The 16494-nt window shown below is 59.3% G+C and carries 19 protein-coding genes; 14 read left to right on the top strand and 5 right to left on the bottom strand.

Annotated features, from left to right (window positions below; all coding sequences use genetic code 11):
• The 3 genes from BM186_RS23325 to arsB form a co-directional block, all read right to left on the bottom strand.
• Nucleotides 1–250 (bottom strand): transposase (locus BM186_RS23325; protein ID WP_139228035.1); only part of this gene is annotated, 250 nt, incomplete at its 3' end.
• Between the two features lie 105 nt (nucleotides 251–355).
• Entirely contained in the window at nucleotides 356–2110 is a 1755-nt protein-coding gene (gene arsA, locus BM186_RS23320) for an arsenical pump-driving ATPase (protein WP_003118375.1), read from the bottom strand.
• 9 nt (nucleotides 2111–2119) lie between these two features.
• Entirely contained in the window at nucleotides 2120–3199 is a 1080-nt protein-coding gene (gene arsB / locus BM186_RS23315) for an ACR3 family arsenite efflux transporter (protein ID WP_003460650.1), read from the bottom strand.
• 109 nt (nucleotides 3200–3308) lie between these two features.
• Between arsB and BM186_RS23310 the strand changes: the two genes are divergently transcribed.
• From BM186_RS23310 to BM186_RS23260, 11 genes are read left to right on the top strand one after another with little or no spacing between them, the layout of a single operon-like run.
• Nucleotides 3309–4091, top strand: coding sequence for a metalloregulator ArsR/SmtB family transcription factor (locus tag BM186_RS23310; protein WP_003118377.1), 783 nt, complete (start codon nucleotides 3309–3311; stop codon nucleotides 4089–4091).
• A gap of 22 nt (nucleotides 4092–4113) precedes the next feature.
• Nucleotides 4114–4584, top strand: a complete 471-nt coding sequence (locus BM186_RS23305; protein ID WP_003118378.1) for an arsenate reductase ArsC — start codon at nucleotides 4114–4116, stop codon at nucleotides 4582–4584.
• Between the two features lie 18 nt (nucleotides 4585–4602).
• A complete protein-coding gene (arsH, locus tag BM186_RS23300) occupies nucleotides 4603–5313 on the top strand; it encodes an arsenical resistance protein ArsH (protein ID WP_003118379.1) in 711 nt (236 codons plus the stop codon).
• A gap of 19 nt (nucleotides 5314–5332) precedes the next feature.
• Nucleotides 5333–5833, top strand: a complete 501-nt coding sequence (locus BM186_RS23295; protein WP_017678239.1) for a cyclin-dependent kinase inhibitor 3 family protein — start codon at nucleotides 5333–5335, stop codon at nucleotides 5831–5833.
• 23 nt (nucleotides 5834–5856) lie between these two features.
• The gene (locus BM186_RS23290; protein WP_003118381.1) at nucleotides 5857–6861 is read left to right on the top strand and encodes an ArsJ-associated glyceraldehyde-3-phosphate dehydrogenase; all 1005 of its coding nucleotides are present in this window, start codon (nucleotides 5857–5859) and stop codon (nucleotides 6859–6861) included.
• An 18-nt stretch (nucleotides 6862–6879) separates the two neighbouring features.
• The gene (gene arsJ, locus BM186_RS23285; RefSeq protein WP_074918681.1) at nucleotides 6880–8103 is read left to right on the top strand and encodes an organoarsenical effux MFS transporter ArsJ; all 1224 of its coding nucleotides are present in this window, start codon (nucleotides 6880–6882) and stop codon (nucleotides 8101–8103) included.
• A gap of 27 nt (nucleotides 8104–8130) precedes the next feature.
• The gene (locus BM186_RS23280; protein WP_228380056.1) at nucleotides 8131–8469 is read left to right on the top strand and encodes a class II glutamine amidotransferase; all 339 of its coding nucleotides are present in this window, start codon (nucleotides 8131–8133) and stop codon (nucleotides 8467–8469) included.
• 57 nt (nucleotides 8470–8526) lie between these two features.
• Nucleotides 8527–9423 (top strand): cation efflux transmembrane domain-containing protein, encoded by an 897-nt coding sequence (locus BM186_RS23275; RefSeq protein ID WP_086005927.1) that lies wholly within the window; start codon nucleotides 8527–8529, stop codon nucleotides 9421–9423.
• Nucleotides 9424–9471: 48 nt separating this feature from the next.
• On the top strand, nucleotides 9472–9903 hold the full coding sequence (locus BM186_RS23270; RefSeq protein WP_003118384.1) for a disulfide bond formation protein B: 432 nt from the start codon (nucleotides 9472–9474) through the stop codon (nucleotides 9901–9903).
• Complete coding sequence (locus tag BM186_RS23265) at nucleotides 9903–10586, top strand: DsbA family protein (RefSeq protein WP_003118385.1); 684 nt, start codon at nucleotides 9903–9905, stop codon at nucleotides 10584–10586. The genes BM186_RS23270 and BM186_RS23265 overlap by 1 nt, the downstream gene beginning before the upstream one ends.
• Before the next feature lie 4 nt (nucleotides 10587–10590).
• Complete coding sequence (locus BM186_RS23260; protein ID WP_003118386.1) at nucleotides 10591–11052, top strand: methyltransferase family protein; 462 nt, start codon at nucleotides 10591–10593, stop codon at nucleotides 11050–11052.
• 460 nt (nucleotides 11053–11512) lie between these two features.
• Here the strand turns inward: BM186_RS23260 and BM186_RS23250 are convergent, their stop codons facing one another.
• Nucleotides 11513–12016, bottom strand: a complete 504-nt coding sequence (locus BM186_RS23250; protein ID WP_003118387.1) for a hypothetical protein — start codon at nucleotides 12014–12016, stop codon at nucleotides 11513–11515.
• 320 nt (nucleotides 12017–12336) lie between these two features.
• Entirely contained in the window at nucleotides 12337–13767 is a 1431-nt protein-coding gene (locus BM186_RS23245; protein WP_023098450.1) for an IS1182-like element ISPa7 family transposase, read from the bottom strand.
• Nucleotides 13768–13952: 185 nt separating this feature from the next.
• Between BM186_RS23245 and BM186_RS23240 the strand changes: the two genes are divergently transcribed.
• The 3 genes from BM186_RS23240 (at nucleotide 13953) to BM186_RS23230 (ending at nucleotide 16433) form a co-directional block, all read left to right on the top strand.
• Nucleotides 13953–14282 carry a hypothetical protein gene (locus BM186_RS23240; protein ID WP_074918679.1) on the top strand — a complete coding sequence of 110 codons (330 nt, stop codon included), beginning with the start codon at nucleotides 13953–13955 and terminating at the stop codon, nucleotides 14280–14282.
• A gap of 97 nt (nucleotides 14283–14379) precedes the next feature.
• Entirely contained in the window at nucleotides 14380–15348 is a 969-nt protein-coding gene (locus BM186_RS23235) for a DUF932 domain-containing protein (protein WP_074918677.1), read from the top strand.
• Between the two features lie 80 nt (nucleotides 15349–15428).
• On the top strand, nucleotides 15429–16433 hold the full coding sequence (locus tag BM186_RS23230) for a YqaJ viral recombinase family nuclease (RefSeq protein WP_074918675.1): 1005 nt from the start codon (nucleotides 15429–15431) through the stop codon (nucleotides 16431–16433).
• Nucleotides 16434–16494: the final 61 nt, after the last annotated feature.

Genomic DNA, 16494 nt, shown 5'->3' with positions numbered 1-16494 from the left:
CTTCCAGGCGCCGGGAGGAGCGGATGCGCTGGAAGTAACCGTACAGATAAAGCTTGAGTAGATCCGCTGGATCATAGCCAGGACGTCCAGTCTTGAGTGGTTCGGCCTTGCTGAAACCCAGAGCCTGCAAATCCAGGCGGGCGACATAGGCCTCGATCACCCGTACCAGGTGATCCTCCGGCACCAGCTCCTCCAATGTGGGAGGAAACAGGCTGCTTTGCTGACGACCTTCGCCCTGGATGTAGCCCATAAACGACAATGCCCCCATCGAATGATGGAGGCATTGTCTTCAGCTTGCTCTCCGACTGCTAGGTTTTCACACAGTCTGGAATGCGGGCCTTTTCATTGGTGCAGATTACTTGCTGAGAGCGAGTAAACGCTCAACCCCAACCGGCTCCTCCGCCATGAGCGGGATGACCGCATAGCGTTGCGCGTGCTCGGTCGCGACATGCTCAATATCCTTCAGCTCATTGACCGCCCGCTTATGTAATAGCGGTGATTCTGTCCTTGCGGCTGCCACGCTATTGTTGATCACCCATGCCCAAGGCTCAATGCCGGCACGACGCAGATCAGCTTGCAGGCTCGCGGCCTCCAGCACGGGAGTGGTTTCAGCCAGGGTCACCAGCAGCACTTTGGTTTGCTTAGGATCCTGGAGTTGCATCATCGGCGTGGAAAAACGCATGTTGCTGCCCGACATCTGCCGAGCAATGTCGCGGTGATAAGCCCCGGTGGCATCCAGTAACAGCAAGGTATGGCCGGTCGGGGCCGTATCCATCACCACGAACTTTTTGCCGGCTTCACGGATGATTCGCGAGAAGGCCTGGAATACAGCGATCTCCTCGGTACAGGGTGAACGCAGATCCTCGGCCAGCAGCGCCCGAGCCTGCTCATCCAGGCCCGCGCCCTTGGTTTGCATGACGTGATCACGATAGCGCTGTGTCTCGGCATGCGGGTCAATGCGGCTCAGCGTCAGGTGCTCAAGCGTGCCATCCAGTGTCTCGGCAAGGTGCGCGGCAGGATCAGAAGTAGTCAGGTGCACGGGCAGCCCACGTCGAGCCAATTCGACGGCAACCGCTGCGGCCAAAGTCGTTTTACCGACACCACCTTTGCCCATCACCATGATCAGGCCATGACCATCGGCGGCGATCTCGTCGATCAGGGACTTGAGTCGTGGAGCGTTCAATTCAATCGGCGCACTGGCCGGTGCCTGCGTGCTGTCAGCAGAACCCTCAACCAAAAGTTGTCGCAGGGCATCCAATCCCACCAGGTTGAATGCTTTCAACGGCAACAGGTCGAGCGGCAGTGTTCGCAGCGCTGGCGGCATGGCAGCGACTGCGGCCTGTTCACGTTTATAGACGGCGGCGGCCAGTACATCCTTCTGCGCCTCACTCGCCGGCAGCACGCCGTTGATCACCAGGTACTGCTCTTGCAGCCCGATGGCTGCCAACTCCTCGCGTGTGCGGGCAGCCTCGCGCAGGGTGGCGGCCTGCGCCCTGGCAACCAGAACCAGACGGGTCTTGGCTGGATCAGAGAGTGCCTCTACCGCCTCGCGATACTGATCACGTTGTTTGTCCAAACCGGCCAGCGGGCCAAGACACGATGCATCACCTTGCCCCGCCTCCAGAAATCCACTCCAGGCACCCGGCAGTTGCAGCAGTCGAATCGTGTGCCCGGTCGGGGCGGTATCGAAAATGATGTGATCGAAGCGGGCCTTCAGTTCATCGTTGACCAGCAGTGAGGTGAATTCGTCGAAGGCTGCGATCTCGGTCGTGCAGGCTCCCGATAATTGCTCCTCCATGCCTTTGACCACATCAGCAGGCATGACACCCCTCGCCGGGCCCACAATCCGATCCCGATAGGCTTGAGCTGCGCCCTGTGGGTCGATCTCCAGGGCCGCCAGGTTTTCCACGGCGGGTACAGCGGTGATCTGATTGCCGATCTCCAGACCGAATACCTGCCCGACATTGGAGGCCGGATCGGTACTGACCAGCAGCACGCGCTTGCCCTGACGGGTCAGTTCCAGGGCTGTCGCGCAGGCAATGGAGGTCTTTCCGACCCCGCCCTTACCGGTGAAGAACAGGAAGCGTGGTGCATTGTCGATAAAGCGCATGCTGACCCCCTAGCGATTGTTGAGGCTGCTCTCGTACCAGTTGCGTGTGCTGTTGACCATGCGTACCAGCCATAGCATCACGGGCACTTCGATCAGTACGCCGACCACGGTTGCCAGGGCGGCACCCGAGTTGAATCCGTACAAGACAATGGCCACGGCTACGGCCAGCTCGAAGAAGTTGGAGGCGCCGATCATGGTGGCCGGGCCCGCTATGTCGTGGCGCACTTTCAGTGTATGGCAGAGCCAGTAACCCAGTGCCGCGATGAACAGTGTCTGCACCAACAGAGGAATCGCGATGATGCCGATGATCAGGGGTTGCTCGACGATGGACTCACCCTGGAAGGAGAACAACAGAACCAGAGTGGCCAGCAGAGCGATGATGGAAAATGGCGAAATCTTCGCCAGCACATTCTCGAAATAGGCTTCGCCGCGCTTCATCAGTTGAGCCCGCAGAAACTGGGCGATGGCCAGCGGGATGACGATGTACATCACCACGGAAAGCAGCAGGGTGTCCCAAGGCACCGGGATCGAAGAAACGCCCAGCAACAGCGCCACGATAGGCGCAAAGGCAAACACCATGACCAGATCGTTCAGTGCCACCTGGGTCAGGGTGAAGTTGGCATTACCCTTACACAGGTTGCTCCAGACAAACACCATCGCCGTGCAGGGCGCCGCACCGAGCAGGATCAAGCCGGCCATGTAGCTATCCAGCTCTTCGGCGGGCAGCCAGGGCGCAAACACCTGCTTGATGAAGAACCAGCCAATCAGCGCCATGGAAAACGGCTTGACCGCCCAGTTAACGAACAGGGTGACGAACATGCCGTTCTTCTGCTGGCGCACTTCGCTGATGGCGCTGAAGTCGATCTTCATCAGCATCGGAATGATCATCACCCAGATCAGCAGGCCAACCGGGATATTGACCTTCGCCACCTCCAGGGCGCCGACGGCCTGAGCCGCTTGCGGCACAACCAAGCCAAGCACGGTGCCCACCACGATGCACAGGAACACCCACAGGGTCAGGTAGCGCTCAAAAACTCCCAGTGGAGCCCCAGAGGCCTGCTTCATCGCGACTTCACACGCATTTGTCATCTTTGCTGCCTATCCTCGTTCCCTTGGCGCGCAACGCGCCGAATATTCATTTTACTGCATATTCGAAAAATAATATATTTGCTCATGTGCATCTTTGATAGGGATCAACATGAGCCAGAAAAAGCGCGTCCTGTTCCTCTGCGTCGCGAACTCCTCACGCTCGCAGATGGCCGAAGCCCTGCTGCGCCACACCGACTCAGAACATTTTGAAGTCTACAGCGCAGGCTCCGCCCCCACTGAAGTCGACACCCGAGCCCGCAACGCATTGGAGCAGCTTGGTGTTCCCACTGATGGGCTTTACAGCAAGTCCATCGAACAGGTCGCTGGCGAGCCTTTCGACTACGTGATCACCCTGTGTGACAAGTCCGCCCTGGAGTGCCAGGCCCTGCCAGGGGCTGGTGAGTACATCGCCTGGAATTTTGAAGACCCGGCAACCAGCTCGCAGAAAGATGCCTATCGCAAGACCCTGCATGAGATTCATGAACGGATAAAGATGTTCGTGCTGATCAAAAGCAAACCGGCTAAAGAAGCTTCCACTCTGCATGCCATGTCGCCAACCGAAGTCTTCAAATGTCTGGCCGAGGAAACGCGGGCGCGAATCGCCTTGCTGGTGACCCTGGAACAGGAACTCTGTGTCTGTGAACTGACCTCGGCACTGGAAGAGGCGCAACCCAAGATATCTCGTCACCTGGCCCTGCTGCGCGGCTGTGGCCTGCTGGAGGATCGGCGTAATGGCCAGTGGGTGTACTACCGCCTGCACCCGCAGCTGCCGGAATGGGTGACCGATATCCTCAAACAGGCCCTGGACAACAATGCCGAGTGGTTACGCCAGGATGTGCAACGCCTCTGGCAAATGCGAGATCGCCCTGGGCGCAAGCCGGCCTGCGATTGAATACCAGCCATTGAGGATGACCATGAAAGTTTTATTTCTCTGCACCGCCAATAGCTGCCGCAGCATCCTGTCGGAGGCTATCTTCAATGCGATGGCTCCCAAGGGCATGCGGGCCTTTAGCGCAGGCAGCTACCCCAAGGGGGAGGTCAATCCGTTGGCTTTGCAGGCACTGCTTGATGCTGGATTCGATGTTGAAGGCCTGTACAGCAAATCAACCGATGCGCATCAGGCTCTCGCCCCTGACATCGTCATTACCGTCTGCGACAAGGCAGCCGGAGAGGCCTGCCCAGTTTTCTTTGGCCCGGCGTCTCGTTGTCACTGGGGACTGAGTGACCCATCCGACGTTAACGGATCTGAGGCGGAAATAAACGCAGCGTTTGCAGCCACCATCCAGCAGATCCAGAAGCGAGTGAGCGCATTTATCGCGCTGCCCTTTGCTCAACTCGACAGCGATGCGCTCAAGGCCGAGCTGAACAGGATCGGCTCGTTGTAGCCCAAGAGGTAAGAACCCATGATCGACAACCTGCCCAACGTCGCCGAGGAGCTGTTTGCCCGCTCTATCCCGACAAATCTGGGCCTCGCCGAAGGCGAGCACAAGCCGCGCATTCTGCTGCTCTATGGCTCCAATCGTGAGCGCTCCTACAGCCGTCTGCTGACCCAGGAAGCGGCGCGCTTGCTGGAAGCCTTCGGCGCGGAAACCCGAATATTCGATCCTTCCGGCCTGCCCATGCCGGACGATGCCGACAGCAGCCATCCCAAGGTCAAGGAACTCATCGACCTGGTGCTCTGGTCTGAAGGTCAGGTGTGGTGTTCACCCGAGCGCCACGGCGCTATGACCGGCGTATTCAAGTCGCAGATCGACTGGATACCGCTGACCATGGGTGCCATCCGTCCCAGTCAGGGCAAGACCCTGGCCGTGATGCAGGTCTGTGGAGGCTCGCAATCCTTCAATGCGGTTAACCAGATGCGTGTGCTGGGGCGCTGGATGCGCATGTTCACCATCCCCAACCAGTCTTCAGTGCCCAAGGCCTACCTCGAATTCGACGAGGCCGGGCGCATGAAACCTTCCAGCTATTACGACCGCGTTGTGGACGTCATGGAGGAACTGGTCAAGTTCACCCTGCTGCTGCGCGGCCACAGCGACTATTTGGTCGACCGTTACTCGGAACGTAAAGAGTCCGCTGAAGAACTCTCCAAGCGCGTCAACCAGCGCGCCATCTGACTACCAGGAAACCCTCTCAATGAATCACCCCTACGACCGGCTCAGCATTCCCGGTATCCAAGGCAAACTCATCTTCACGCCCTGTCCCGGCACCAAAGACAGCAGCCTTGTCGACTCGCTGGCCACGCTGAAACAGGCCGGTGCCTCTGCCGTGATCAGCCTGATGCCGGCAAGCGAACTGGCCTCCAACGGGGCCGAGGACATCGGCAAGCAATGCCAGGCGCAGGACATGGCCTGGTTCCACCTGCCGGTGGCGGATGAGCAAGTACCGCTCGAAGATTTCGGCCAGGGCTGGAAAGCCTGCAAACAGAGCATCCTTGAGCGGCTCAATGCGGGCCAGGACATCGCCATCCACTGCAAGGGCGGCTCGGGACGCACCGGGCTGATTGCGGCGCGGATCATGATCGAGGCCGGCATTCCCCGCGCCGATGCCATTGCCCTGGTGCAAGCCCTGCGTCCCAAGGCTATTCAACACCCTGCCCACATCAACTGGATCACCCAGTTCGATGCTGCCCACTAACTCCAGTAGATGAGTCGAAAAACATGGCTATCAAAATTGGTATCAACGGTTTCGGTCGCATCGGTCGTTTGGCGCTGCGCGCCTCCTGGGACTGGCCCGAGTTCGAATTTGTCCGCATCAATGATCCGGCAGGCGATGCCGCCACCCATGCGCACCTGATCAACTTCGACTCGGTGCACGGTCGCTGGCACCACGAAGCCGGCAGCGAAGGCGATTGCGTGGTGATCGGCGGCAAGCGCATCCAGGTCACCGCCAACAAGGCGATTGCCGACACCGACTGGTCGGACTGCGATCTGGTGATCGAGGCCAGCGGCAAGATGAAGACCGTGGCGGTATTGCAGGCTTACCTGGATCAGGGCGTGAAGCGGGTCGTGGTCTGCGCGCCCGTGAAGGAGAAAGGCGCACTGAACGTGGTGATGGGTGTCAACCAGCAGCTGTTCAATCCAGCCGAGCACCGCATCGTCACCGCTGCCTCCTGTACCACCAATTGCCTGGCTCCGGTGGTCAAGGTGATTCACGAGAACCTCGGCATCCGCCATGGCTCGATCACTACCATTCATGACCTGACCAACACCCAGAGCATCCTCGACACCCCGCACAAGGATCTGCGCCGTGCACGCGCTAGCGGCATGAGCCTGATCCCGACCAGCACCGGTTCGGCCACCGCCATCGCCGAGATTTTCCCCGAGCTGCGCGGCAAGCTGAACGGCCATGCCGTGCGCGTGCCGCTGGCCAACGCCTCGCTGACCGACTGCGTGTTCGAAGTCGAACGGGCCACCACGGTGGAGGAAGTCAACCAACTGCTGAAGGCTGCTGCCGACAGCCAGCTGAAAGGCATCCTCGGCTACGAGGAACGCCCGCTGGTCTCCATCGATTACCGCACTGACCCGCGCTCCTCAATCATCGATGCGCTGTCGACCATGGTCATCAACGGCACTCAGGTGAAGCTGTATGCCTGGTACGACAACGAATGGGGCTATGCCAACCGCACCGTGGAGCTGGCCAAACTGGTCGGCCTGGCCGTTTAACCAAGTAGGGATGCAAGCATGAAGGCGTTGTCAGCCCTGGCCCCGGAGGTCAAACAGTACCTGCTGGTGACCGGCAATTACTGGGCATTCACCCTCACCGATGGCGCCTTGCGCATGTTGGTGGTGTTGCACTTCCACAGCCTGGGCTACAGCCCCTTGCTGATTGCCGCGCTGTTTCTGTTTTACGAGATCTTCGGCGTAGTCACCAACCTGGTCGGCGGCTACCTCGGCGCCCGATTGGGCCTTAATCGCACCATGAATATCGGCCTGGCGATGCAGGTGGTCGCACTACTGATGCTCACCGTGCCCGCCGCCTGGCTAACCGTGCCTTGGGTCATGGGCGCACAGGCGCTGTCGGGGATCGCCAAAGACCTCAACAAGATGTCGGCCAAGAGTTCCATCAAACTCCTGGTGCCCGATGCCCAGCAGGGCACGCTGTACAAGTGGGTGGCAATCCTCACCGGCTCGAAGAATGCGCTCAAGGGCGTGGGTTTCTTCCTCGGCGGCGCCCTGCTGGCCGTGCTGGGTTTTGCCGGCGCGGTATTGACCATGGCCGGCGTGCTGGCGGTGATCTGGATCGCCAGTCTGTTCCTGTTGAAGAAGGATCTGGGCAAGGCCAAAGCCAAGCCCAAGTTCAAGGACATCCTTTCCAAAAGCCGGGCGATCAACATCCTCTCCGCCGCGCGCCTGTTCCTCTTTGGCGCCCGCGATGTCTGGTTTGTGGTTGCCTTGCCGGTTTACCTGAGCACGGTTTTCGGCTGGGACTTCTGGATGGTCGGTGGCTTTTTGGCCAGCTGGATCATCGGCTACGGCATCGTGCAGTCCTTCGCTCCGGCCCTGACCGGCAAGCGCAGCGGGCATGTGCCCGATGGCCGTGCGGCGTTTCTCTGGGCGGCGCTGCTAGCCGGCATTCCGGTTGCGATTGCTCTGGGCCTGGATAGCGATTTACCCAAGCAGGCGGTACTGGTAGGTGGTCTACTGATCTTCGGTGCCGTGTTTGCCATCAACTCGTCGCTGCACAGCTACCTGATCGTCAGCTACGCCAAGGAAGACGGCGTGTCACTGGATGTCGGTTTCTACTACATGTCCAACGCGCTTGGCCGGCTGGTCGGGACGCTGTTGTCCGGCTGGGTCTTCCAGCAATACGGCCTGGAAGCCTGCCTGTGGGTCTCCAGCGCCTTTGTCGTGTTGGCCGCGCTGATATCCATCGGTCTGCCCAGGCATCAGCAGTTGGTGAGCTAAGCCAATACCCTATCCGGAGCACGCGCCATGTGTGAGTTGCTGGGAATGTCTAGTCGGTATCCCGCGAGACTGACCTCGTCACTGATGAGTCTGGCAGCACACGCAGGGGGTGCCAGCAGGAACAGCGATGGCTGGGGCATTGCGCTCTACGATGAGCGCGACGTGGCAGTTTTTAGAGAAACTGGCCGGGCTAGCGAGAGCCCGCTAGTACAGTTCCTGCTGGCTGGAGGGCCCTGCACGACACTGGCACTCGGGCATATTCGACATGCAACCCAAGGTGCCAGGACGCTGGCTAACACTGCACCCTTTACCCGAGAGTTAGCGGGTCGAATGCACGTATTTGCACACAATGGCATGCATGCTTGACCCTGTAGCTACTACATGGTTTGTAATCCGCAGGCTCAAGTTCAATAGGAGATATGGATAGTGAGCTCTTGTGAAAAGTCCTGTGGTTGCGGTTCTACTGCGGAAGCCATTGAAGCAGCGGCCATATCTTCGAGTGAAGGAAGCTGGGTCAGCAGTTTTTCTGTGCCCAAAATGGATTGCCCTTCCGAAGAGCGGATGATTCGGCTCGCACTCAATGGCTTGCCTGAACTTCACTCGTTGTCCTTTGATTTAGCCGGCAGGCAAGTACGCGCATTTCATGATGGGTCGGTTGATCAGATTGCCAGCAAGCTGGAGTCACTTGGCCTGGGCGCAACACTGCTAGGCACTCAACCAGCCAGCCAGGAGTCCGTCTCGGCCAACAGTGCTAGTGAAGAGCTAACTGCTTCGAAAGAGGCCAGTACGCTGAAAATCCTGCTCGGCATCAATGGCGCGATGTTTGTCACCGAGATGACCGCTGGTTTAATCGCTCAGTCGGCTGGCCTGGTTGCCGACTCTTTGGACATGTTTGCTGATGCTGCCGTTTATGGATTGGCTCTATACGCGGTCGGCCGCAGCGCGCAGTTGCAAGTGCGCGCAGCCCATCTGGCGGGCTTCCTTCAAATCGTATTGGCTCTGGGTGTACTCGGAGAAGTGATTCGGCGCTTCTTCTACGGTAGTGAGCCTGAGTCGATGCTGATGTTGGGGGTAGGTCTAGTCGCACTGGTGGCAAACGTCAGCTGCCTTTTGCTGATCTATGGCCACCGCGAAGGTGGTGCTCACATGAAAGCGAGCTGGATCTTTTCAGCAAACGACGTGCTCGCGAACATCGGTGTAATCACTGCAGGGGCATTGGTTGCCTGGACAGGCTCACCCTACCCAGATCTGGTCATTGGCACTGTAGTAGGACTGTTCGTGCTGAACGGTGCGCGCCGCATACTGGCCTTGAAGGCCTGATCAACAGGATCGTCTGCCGTAGCGCCCGCTAGGCATAAGGAAATTACGATGAGCCTTCAACCTTCCTCCGGCAGCTGGAATCTGCTGCTGCTCGCCTGGTTAGTAGCTTTGGTGTCGACTCTCTCCGCGCTGTTCATCGGCGAGGTAATGGGTCAGGCACCTTGCGTGCTGTGCTGGTTCCAGCGTGCCTTTATGTTCCCTCTGGCGGTGGTTCTGGCTATCGCCTGCTACCGCTCAGACTTCGCCATTTGGCGTTATGCCTTGCCGCTGGCCGCTATTGGCGCGGTGTTGGCCTTCGCCCACACGCTGCTCTACGCCGGACTGATTCCCCAGCCGATTCAGCCTTGCACGGCTACCGGCCCGTCCTGCTCAGGAGCCGAGATGACCATATTCGGCGGCGTGCCGTTGCCAGTGCTGGCTCTGCTCGCATTCATCCTGATCACCGTTCTACTCATCATCATCCGCCGGAGAACCATCTAATGAACCGCCGCCCCCTGGTCCTGATCATCAGTGTGGTGATCCTAGCTGTCTTCGCTGCCGCCGCTTACCTGTACGCGCCATCCAAATCGTCCCAGACATCGCAGCAGCCCCAGGCAACCGCGCCAGCACAAGCCGCAACGGAAGCCACCTCAGACAGCAGCAACCTGGTCCGTTTCCACTCGCCGGTGTTCGGCCCAGCTAAAGCCCCGGTGACCATTGTCGAGTTCTTCGATCCGTCTTGTGAGGCATGCCGGGCCTTCTACCCGCATGTGAAGAAAATCCTCGCCGAGAACCCCGCCGAAGTGCGCTTGGTGCTGCGCTATGTGCTGTTCCACCAAGTATCCGAGGAGGTGGCGCGCCTGCTGGAGGCCTCGCGTAAACAGAACCTGTATCCGCAGGTGTTGGAAGCGGTACTAGAAGCCCAGCCGGGCTGGCACGACGACCCCAAGGCCCAAGAGGCCTGGGTCGTCGCCGAACGAGTCGGTCTGGATGTGGAGAAGGCTCGTGCGGACATGAATAGTCCTGGTGTCGACGCCGTACTGAAGCAGGATATGCAAGATGTTAAGGCCGTGGGCGTTCAGGGCACGCCGACTTTCTTCGTCAATGGCCAGCCGTTGGATGAGTTCGGCCTAGAGCCGCTGCGCCAGCTGGTGAGCAGCGAAGTCGCCAAGGTAAGGAAGTGACACGATGGGCGTGTTAGAAAACCGAATTCCGCCGCCCTTGGTTGCAACCATCATTGGAGTGCTGATGGGGGCTTCCTATCGCTACCTGCCAGGCTTTGAGCTGACGCTTGGCTGGCGCCTAGCCGCCGCTCTGCCGGTGCTGTTACTCGGGCTCGGCGTATGTCTTGCTGGTGTATTGTCATTTCATCGTGCTCGCACCACGGTCAACCCGCTACGTCCGGAGAGCGCCTCCGCTCTGGTCGATGGTGGCATCTACCAGTACACCCGCAACCCAATGTATCTGGGCTTTGCCACCGCCCTGGTGGCTTGGTCGCTGCTGCTGGCCTCGCCACTCACACTGCTCGGTGTGGTCGTCTTCGTGCTGTACATGAACCGCTTCCAGATTGTTCCCGAGGAACGGGCACTAACGATGCTGTTCGGTGTGGATTTCGCCCGTTACTGCTCGCAGGTGAGGCGCTGGCTCTAAATCATCGAATGTCTGCTTCTGGCTGTGGCTCAACCTCCGAGCGCAACTTGGAGTAATCGTCGCCTCGATCGACGAGAGGTAAAGCGCTCGCCCTTAGGATCATTGATCGGCAAGAGCGATGCAGAGCCTCCACTATCTAGTACATCACGCTCGACTGACTCCAAGACCTCCCGACTAACCCCAGAACCAATGCGAATACTCACGCACGCCACGTCTTCGGCGTCAGACTGCATCACCATTACCGAGTTTCAGCCCGCTGGCTCCCGCAGAGCTTCCTAGCATCTGGAGCGAGGGCACTTACTGGGTAATTGAAAGATGTGCTAACGCGGCAGCCGACGCAGCGGGCGAGTGAGACCGAGCAGTTGCTACCGCATGAGGTCCTGCCCACCTCACGCAAGGTGAGGTGGGCAGACGCTTAGTGATGGGAGTCGGGCGGTTCCCGTGGAACAAGCGTTAGGGCTTAGCGAGGCGGAGTGCCCATGTGCTGCTGATGCTGCATCATCTGATCCATCATCATCTGTTGCATACCCATGTATCTGTCCATCATGTATTGATGTTGCCTCATCTGTTCAGGCGACATCTGGGAGTAGTGGCTGCCCATTTGGCCCCAGCCCATCATGTGGCCGCCCCCCATCATTTGCCCACCCATCTTGCCGCCTCCGCAGCAATCCATCATTCCGTCGCCCCACATCCCGTTCATCATTTGCATTCCATGCTGCATCATGACTTGGTGCTGTTGCATCAATTTCTGGCGCTGCGCAGGATCGGCCGCCTTCTGGATTAGGCTCATCTGCTCCTGCATGTTCTTCAGGTTTTCCTGCGCCTTCGCCATCTCCTGGTCAAATTGCTCGATGCTCATAGACTGCTGAGTCGGCTTGGCGGCGTTAGCGTCCTGCTGCGCAAAAGCTAAGGCTGGGAAAAGTACAGCCGCCAAAGCGAGGGCGGCGAGTTTGGATGCTTTCATAATTCAGATCCTTGTACGGGATAGTGGGCAGGGAGTGGATTGCCACTAATCAATATAGGCCTCGATTCAGGGCGCAAACTGATGTAAGTCAAAGGGTGACCTGACGCCTCAACACACGCAATGATGAGGGGCGTGCATGGCCGCTTTTGGCCCAGACCGTGTAAAAACGCAGCAAACGATGACCATCAACTTCCGGGGATTTTCTCAGCGTCTAGGAGGCCGTCGGAGGCCCAATCAGGCGCAATCGATAATTCTGGTTGCTATGGCACTTTCGGCTTCAGTACGCCTGCTGGAGGGCGGTACGAGTCGTAGAACAGGCCTCAGGCCTTCATCGCTGCCATCAGGGCACCGCTGCCCAGCACGTTCAACACGCGTTTGAGATTGTAGGCGAGCACATGCAGGCTCATCTCGGTACTCACTCGGTCGAGAGTCTTGGTGAGGAAGTGGGTGGCGCCCATCCAGCTCTTCAGCGTGCCGAACGGGTGCTCGACCGTCTGACGGCGGATTCGCATCATTTCAGGCGCTTGATCCAGGCGACTCTGCATCGCTTCGAGCACTGCCTCATGCTCCCATCGGCTCACTCGGCGCTCTGAGCTAGGCGTACAGTGCTCTTTCAACGCACAACCCTGGCAATGCGAACTCCAGTAGCGGTGCAGTTTCAGCCCTTTTTCGACGCTTGAGAACCGCCAGATCAGGCTTTGCCCAGCCGGGCATCGATACTCGTTCTTGGCTGCGTCATAGATGAAATCACCTTTGCCGAAGCGACCAGCCGCTGTCGCTCCCGAGGTCAGCGTCTTGGGCACGAAAACGGTGATTCCAGCCTCATGGCACGCCAGGATTTCTTCGCCTTTGAAATACCCTCTGTCTGCGACCGCCGAGAGTTCCTCGACACCCATGGCCTCTCGCGCTTGCTTGGCCATGGAGCTCAGTTGGTCTCGATCGACCCCGTCGTTCGTGACCTCGTGGGTCACGATCAGGTGGTGCTTCGCGTCGACCGCCGCCTGCACGTTGTAGCCGACTATTCCGCTGCCCCGGGTCTTCATTGAGCGGGCATCGGGATCGGTCAGGGAGATCTGTTTATCCGGTGTTTCGTTGAGCTGTACCTCGACTTCCTTGAGCTCCCGCAGCTTAGTTTTCAAGGTCGCAATCTTGTCGTGGAGGCGTTCGGCTTTGACCTGCGCCACGGCCGGTTCCTGGCGATCAGCGGTATCCAGTGCGGTCAGGTAACGGTTGATGCTGGACTCGATCTCCTCCATTCGCCGCTGAAGCTTGGCGCTGGTGAAATTGCGGTCACGGTTGTTGACCGCCTTGAACTTGCTGCCATCAATGGCTACCAGCGCTTCAGAGAACAGGCCAAGTTGCTGGCACAGCACCACGAACTGCCGACAGACGCCGCGGATTGCCTTGCCGTTATCCTTGCGGAAGTTGGCGATGGTCTTGAAGTCCGGCATCAAACGTCCGGTCAGCCACATCAACTCAACGTTGCGCTGACTCTCGCGTTCGAGACGTCGACTGGACTGGATACGGTTGAGGTAACCGTAGATGTAGATCTTCAGCAGGTCAGCAGGATGGTAGGCGGGTCTGCCGGTTTCCGCCGGGACGACACCCTCGAAACCCAGTAGGCCAAGGTCGAGTTCATCGACGAAAACATCGACCACCCGCACCGGGTTGGTGTCCGCCACGTAGTCATCCAAGCTCTCGGGAAGCAGTGTGCTTTGCCCTCGGTGCTCTCCCTGGATAAAGCGCTTCATTGGCGTCCCCCGCTGATTTTGAATCCATCAAATCACAGCAAGGACGATGCCAACGTTTTTACACGGTCTGGGTCGACTCCAGCCAGTTCGCACTCAGTTAGCGCTGCTGAAAAGCAGCCATTCGATTCAAAAAAATCTCAGCAACACATTACCGCAATGACATCAGCACCAAGGAGGTTCGCCCCATGTCATTGCAGTGCCCCCGCTGTCACTCCCCCAAAGTCGCTTCTTTCCATCACGCCATGAAAGCTGGCGCGGCCATCGGCGCTGTCGGTGGTCTCGCACGAGGCATCAGTGCTGCTCTGGCAGGCGGCAAGGCCGGCGCAGCGCTCGGCGTAATCGCCGGCCCTGTCGGTATCACACTTGGTTCGGTATCCGGCGCCATTCTCGGCGGCCTGGCCGGAAGCGTCGGCGGCTGTGCGATTGGCGCTCAGCTCGGCGAGTCGCTCGACCGCCATGTCCTGGCTCACAACCTCTGCCTGCTCTGCGGTCATCGCTTCAATCTGCCGGCCTGATCCGGCAACTGCTCTCCTCTTACTTATCCATCACTGATTGCCGGTGCTGCGCTCTGCGCGGCGCTTTATGCCGGCCTGCACCCAAAGGAAATTCGTCATGGCTCATCAAATCGAACAAATGGCCTATGTTGGCGCTACCCCGTGGCACGGCTTAGGCAACAACCTGCCGCAGAAACAGCCTATCGAGGTCTGGCAACGCGAAGCCGGCATGGATTGGCAGATCCTGGAAAGCCCCGTGCATTTCAAGTCGGACGCCATCGGCCACCTGGGCGCGATCCACTCATTCCCCGAGCAGAAGGTGCTCTACCGTTCGGACACCAAGGCACCGCTGTCGGTGGTCTCGCAGCGCTACCACACCGTCCAGCCTCGTGAGGTGCTGGAGTTCTACCGCGATCTGACCGAGGTCTCCGGCTACGAGCTGGAAACCGCTGGCGTGCTCAAGGGCGGTCGCAAGTTCTGGGCGCTGGCGCGAACTGGCCAGGGTGCAGCGATCAAAGGTAACGACCAGGTGAATGGCTACCTGCTGTTGGCCACTTCCTGCGACGGCACCCTGGCCACCACAGCAACGCCCACCACCATCCGCGTAGTTTGCAACAACACCCTGACCATCGCCCTGGACGGCACCAGCCGTGCGATCAAGGTGCCGCACAGCACACGCTTCGATGGCGATCTGGTGAAGAAGCAGCTCGGTATCGCCGTCTCGCAATGGGATGACTTCATGTACCGCATGCGCCACCTGGCTGAACGCAAGGTGCAGTGGCATGAGGCACTGGGCTTCTTTATGAACGTGATGTGCGACACAAGCCCGACTGGCGCACTGCCGGAGCAACTGCCCAACGAACGCGCTCTGCGCAAAGTGCAGGAGCTGTACGAAGGTCGTGGTCGCGGCAGCCAGCTGGACTCGGCACGCGGCACCGCCTGGGGCTTGCTCAATGCCGTGACCGAGTACGTCGATCACGAACGCCGGGCACGCAGCACGGAATACCGCCTCGACTCTGCCTGGTTCGGCCAAGGTGCCCAGATCAAGCAACGCGCTCTGGATACTGCCCTGCAACTGGTCGCCTGACCTTTTTACCTACTCCACCCCATAACGCCCGACCCGCTTCGTTGCAGGTCGGGCGTTTCTATTTCTGCAAGGTGAACGCTATGAAAGCCACTTCATTGAATCGCAGCACCAGCAAATCTCGTCCAGCTCTGCGCCTGGTCAGCACTAAGGAGCTGCCACGCGAGGACTGGCTGCAGATCCGTAAGCAAGGTATTGGCAGCTCGGATGCAGCTGCAGCCGTAGGACTCAACCCCTACAAGTCGCAGCTGGAACTCTGGATGGAGAAGACCGGCCGTGATGCTGGCATGCCCAAGGCCGACCCACAGGATGAGGAAAGCCCGATGTACTGGGGCAACGTGCTGGAGCCCATCGTGGCCTGGCACTACAGCAAGCGCACCAAGAATAAGGTACGCCGCATCAACGCCGTGCTGCAGCATCCCAATCCGGAGCTGCCCTGGATGCTGGCTAACATCGACCGCGAGGTGATCGCGGCGGACGATGTGCAGATCCTCGAATGCAAGACAGCAGGCATAAATGGGGCACGACTCTGGAAAGAGGGCGTGCCTGAGTATGTGCAGCTGCAGGTGATGCACCAGCTCGCCGTCACCGGTAAGCAGGCGGCGGATGTAGCGGTACTGCTGGGTGGCCAAACGCTGGAGATCCACCGTATCGAACGGGACGAGCAGATGATTGCTCGCCTGATCGAGCTGGAGCGCCAGTTCTGGCACTACGTGGAAACCGACACCCCACCGCCGGCCGATGGCACGGCTTCAGCTGAGTCTGCGCTGCGCTACCTCTACCCGGAGGACAACGGCCAGGTCGTCGACTTCAGCCAGCATGCTGGTCTTTCAGCGGCTTACATCGAGCTGAAAGCCGTGCGTCAGTCGATTGCCGACAAGGAAAAGCGCGAGGCCGAGCTCAAGCAGGTGCTGCAGCAGGCCATGGGCGATGCCAGTCGGGCGGAGTTCTCCAGCGGCTATGTCAGCTGGCGCAAGGCCAAGGACAGCATCGGTCTCGATGTAGCTCAACTGCTTAAGGACAAGCCCTACCTGCAGGCCAAGTACCCGTTGCTGAAACCGGGCGCACGGCGCTTCCGGCTCGGCTGAACCCCAGCTTTTCCAACTCTTCCCTCCCCTTGGCCAGTCCATGCAGTTCGCTCTGCGTGGC

This window comes from Ectopseudomonas toyotomiensis (assembly GCF_900115695.1).
Lineage (GTDB): Bacteria > Pseudomonadota > Gammaproteobacteria > Pseudomonadales > Pseudomonadaceae > Aquipseudomonas > Aquipseudomonas toyotomiensis.
The sequence above is the reverse complement of the archived record's forward strand: the minus strand, read 5'-3'. Positions and strand labels throughout refer to the sequence as shown.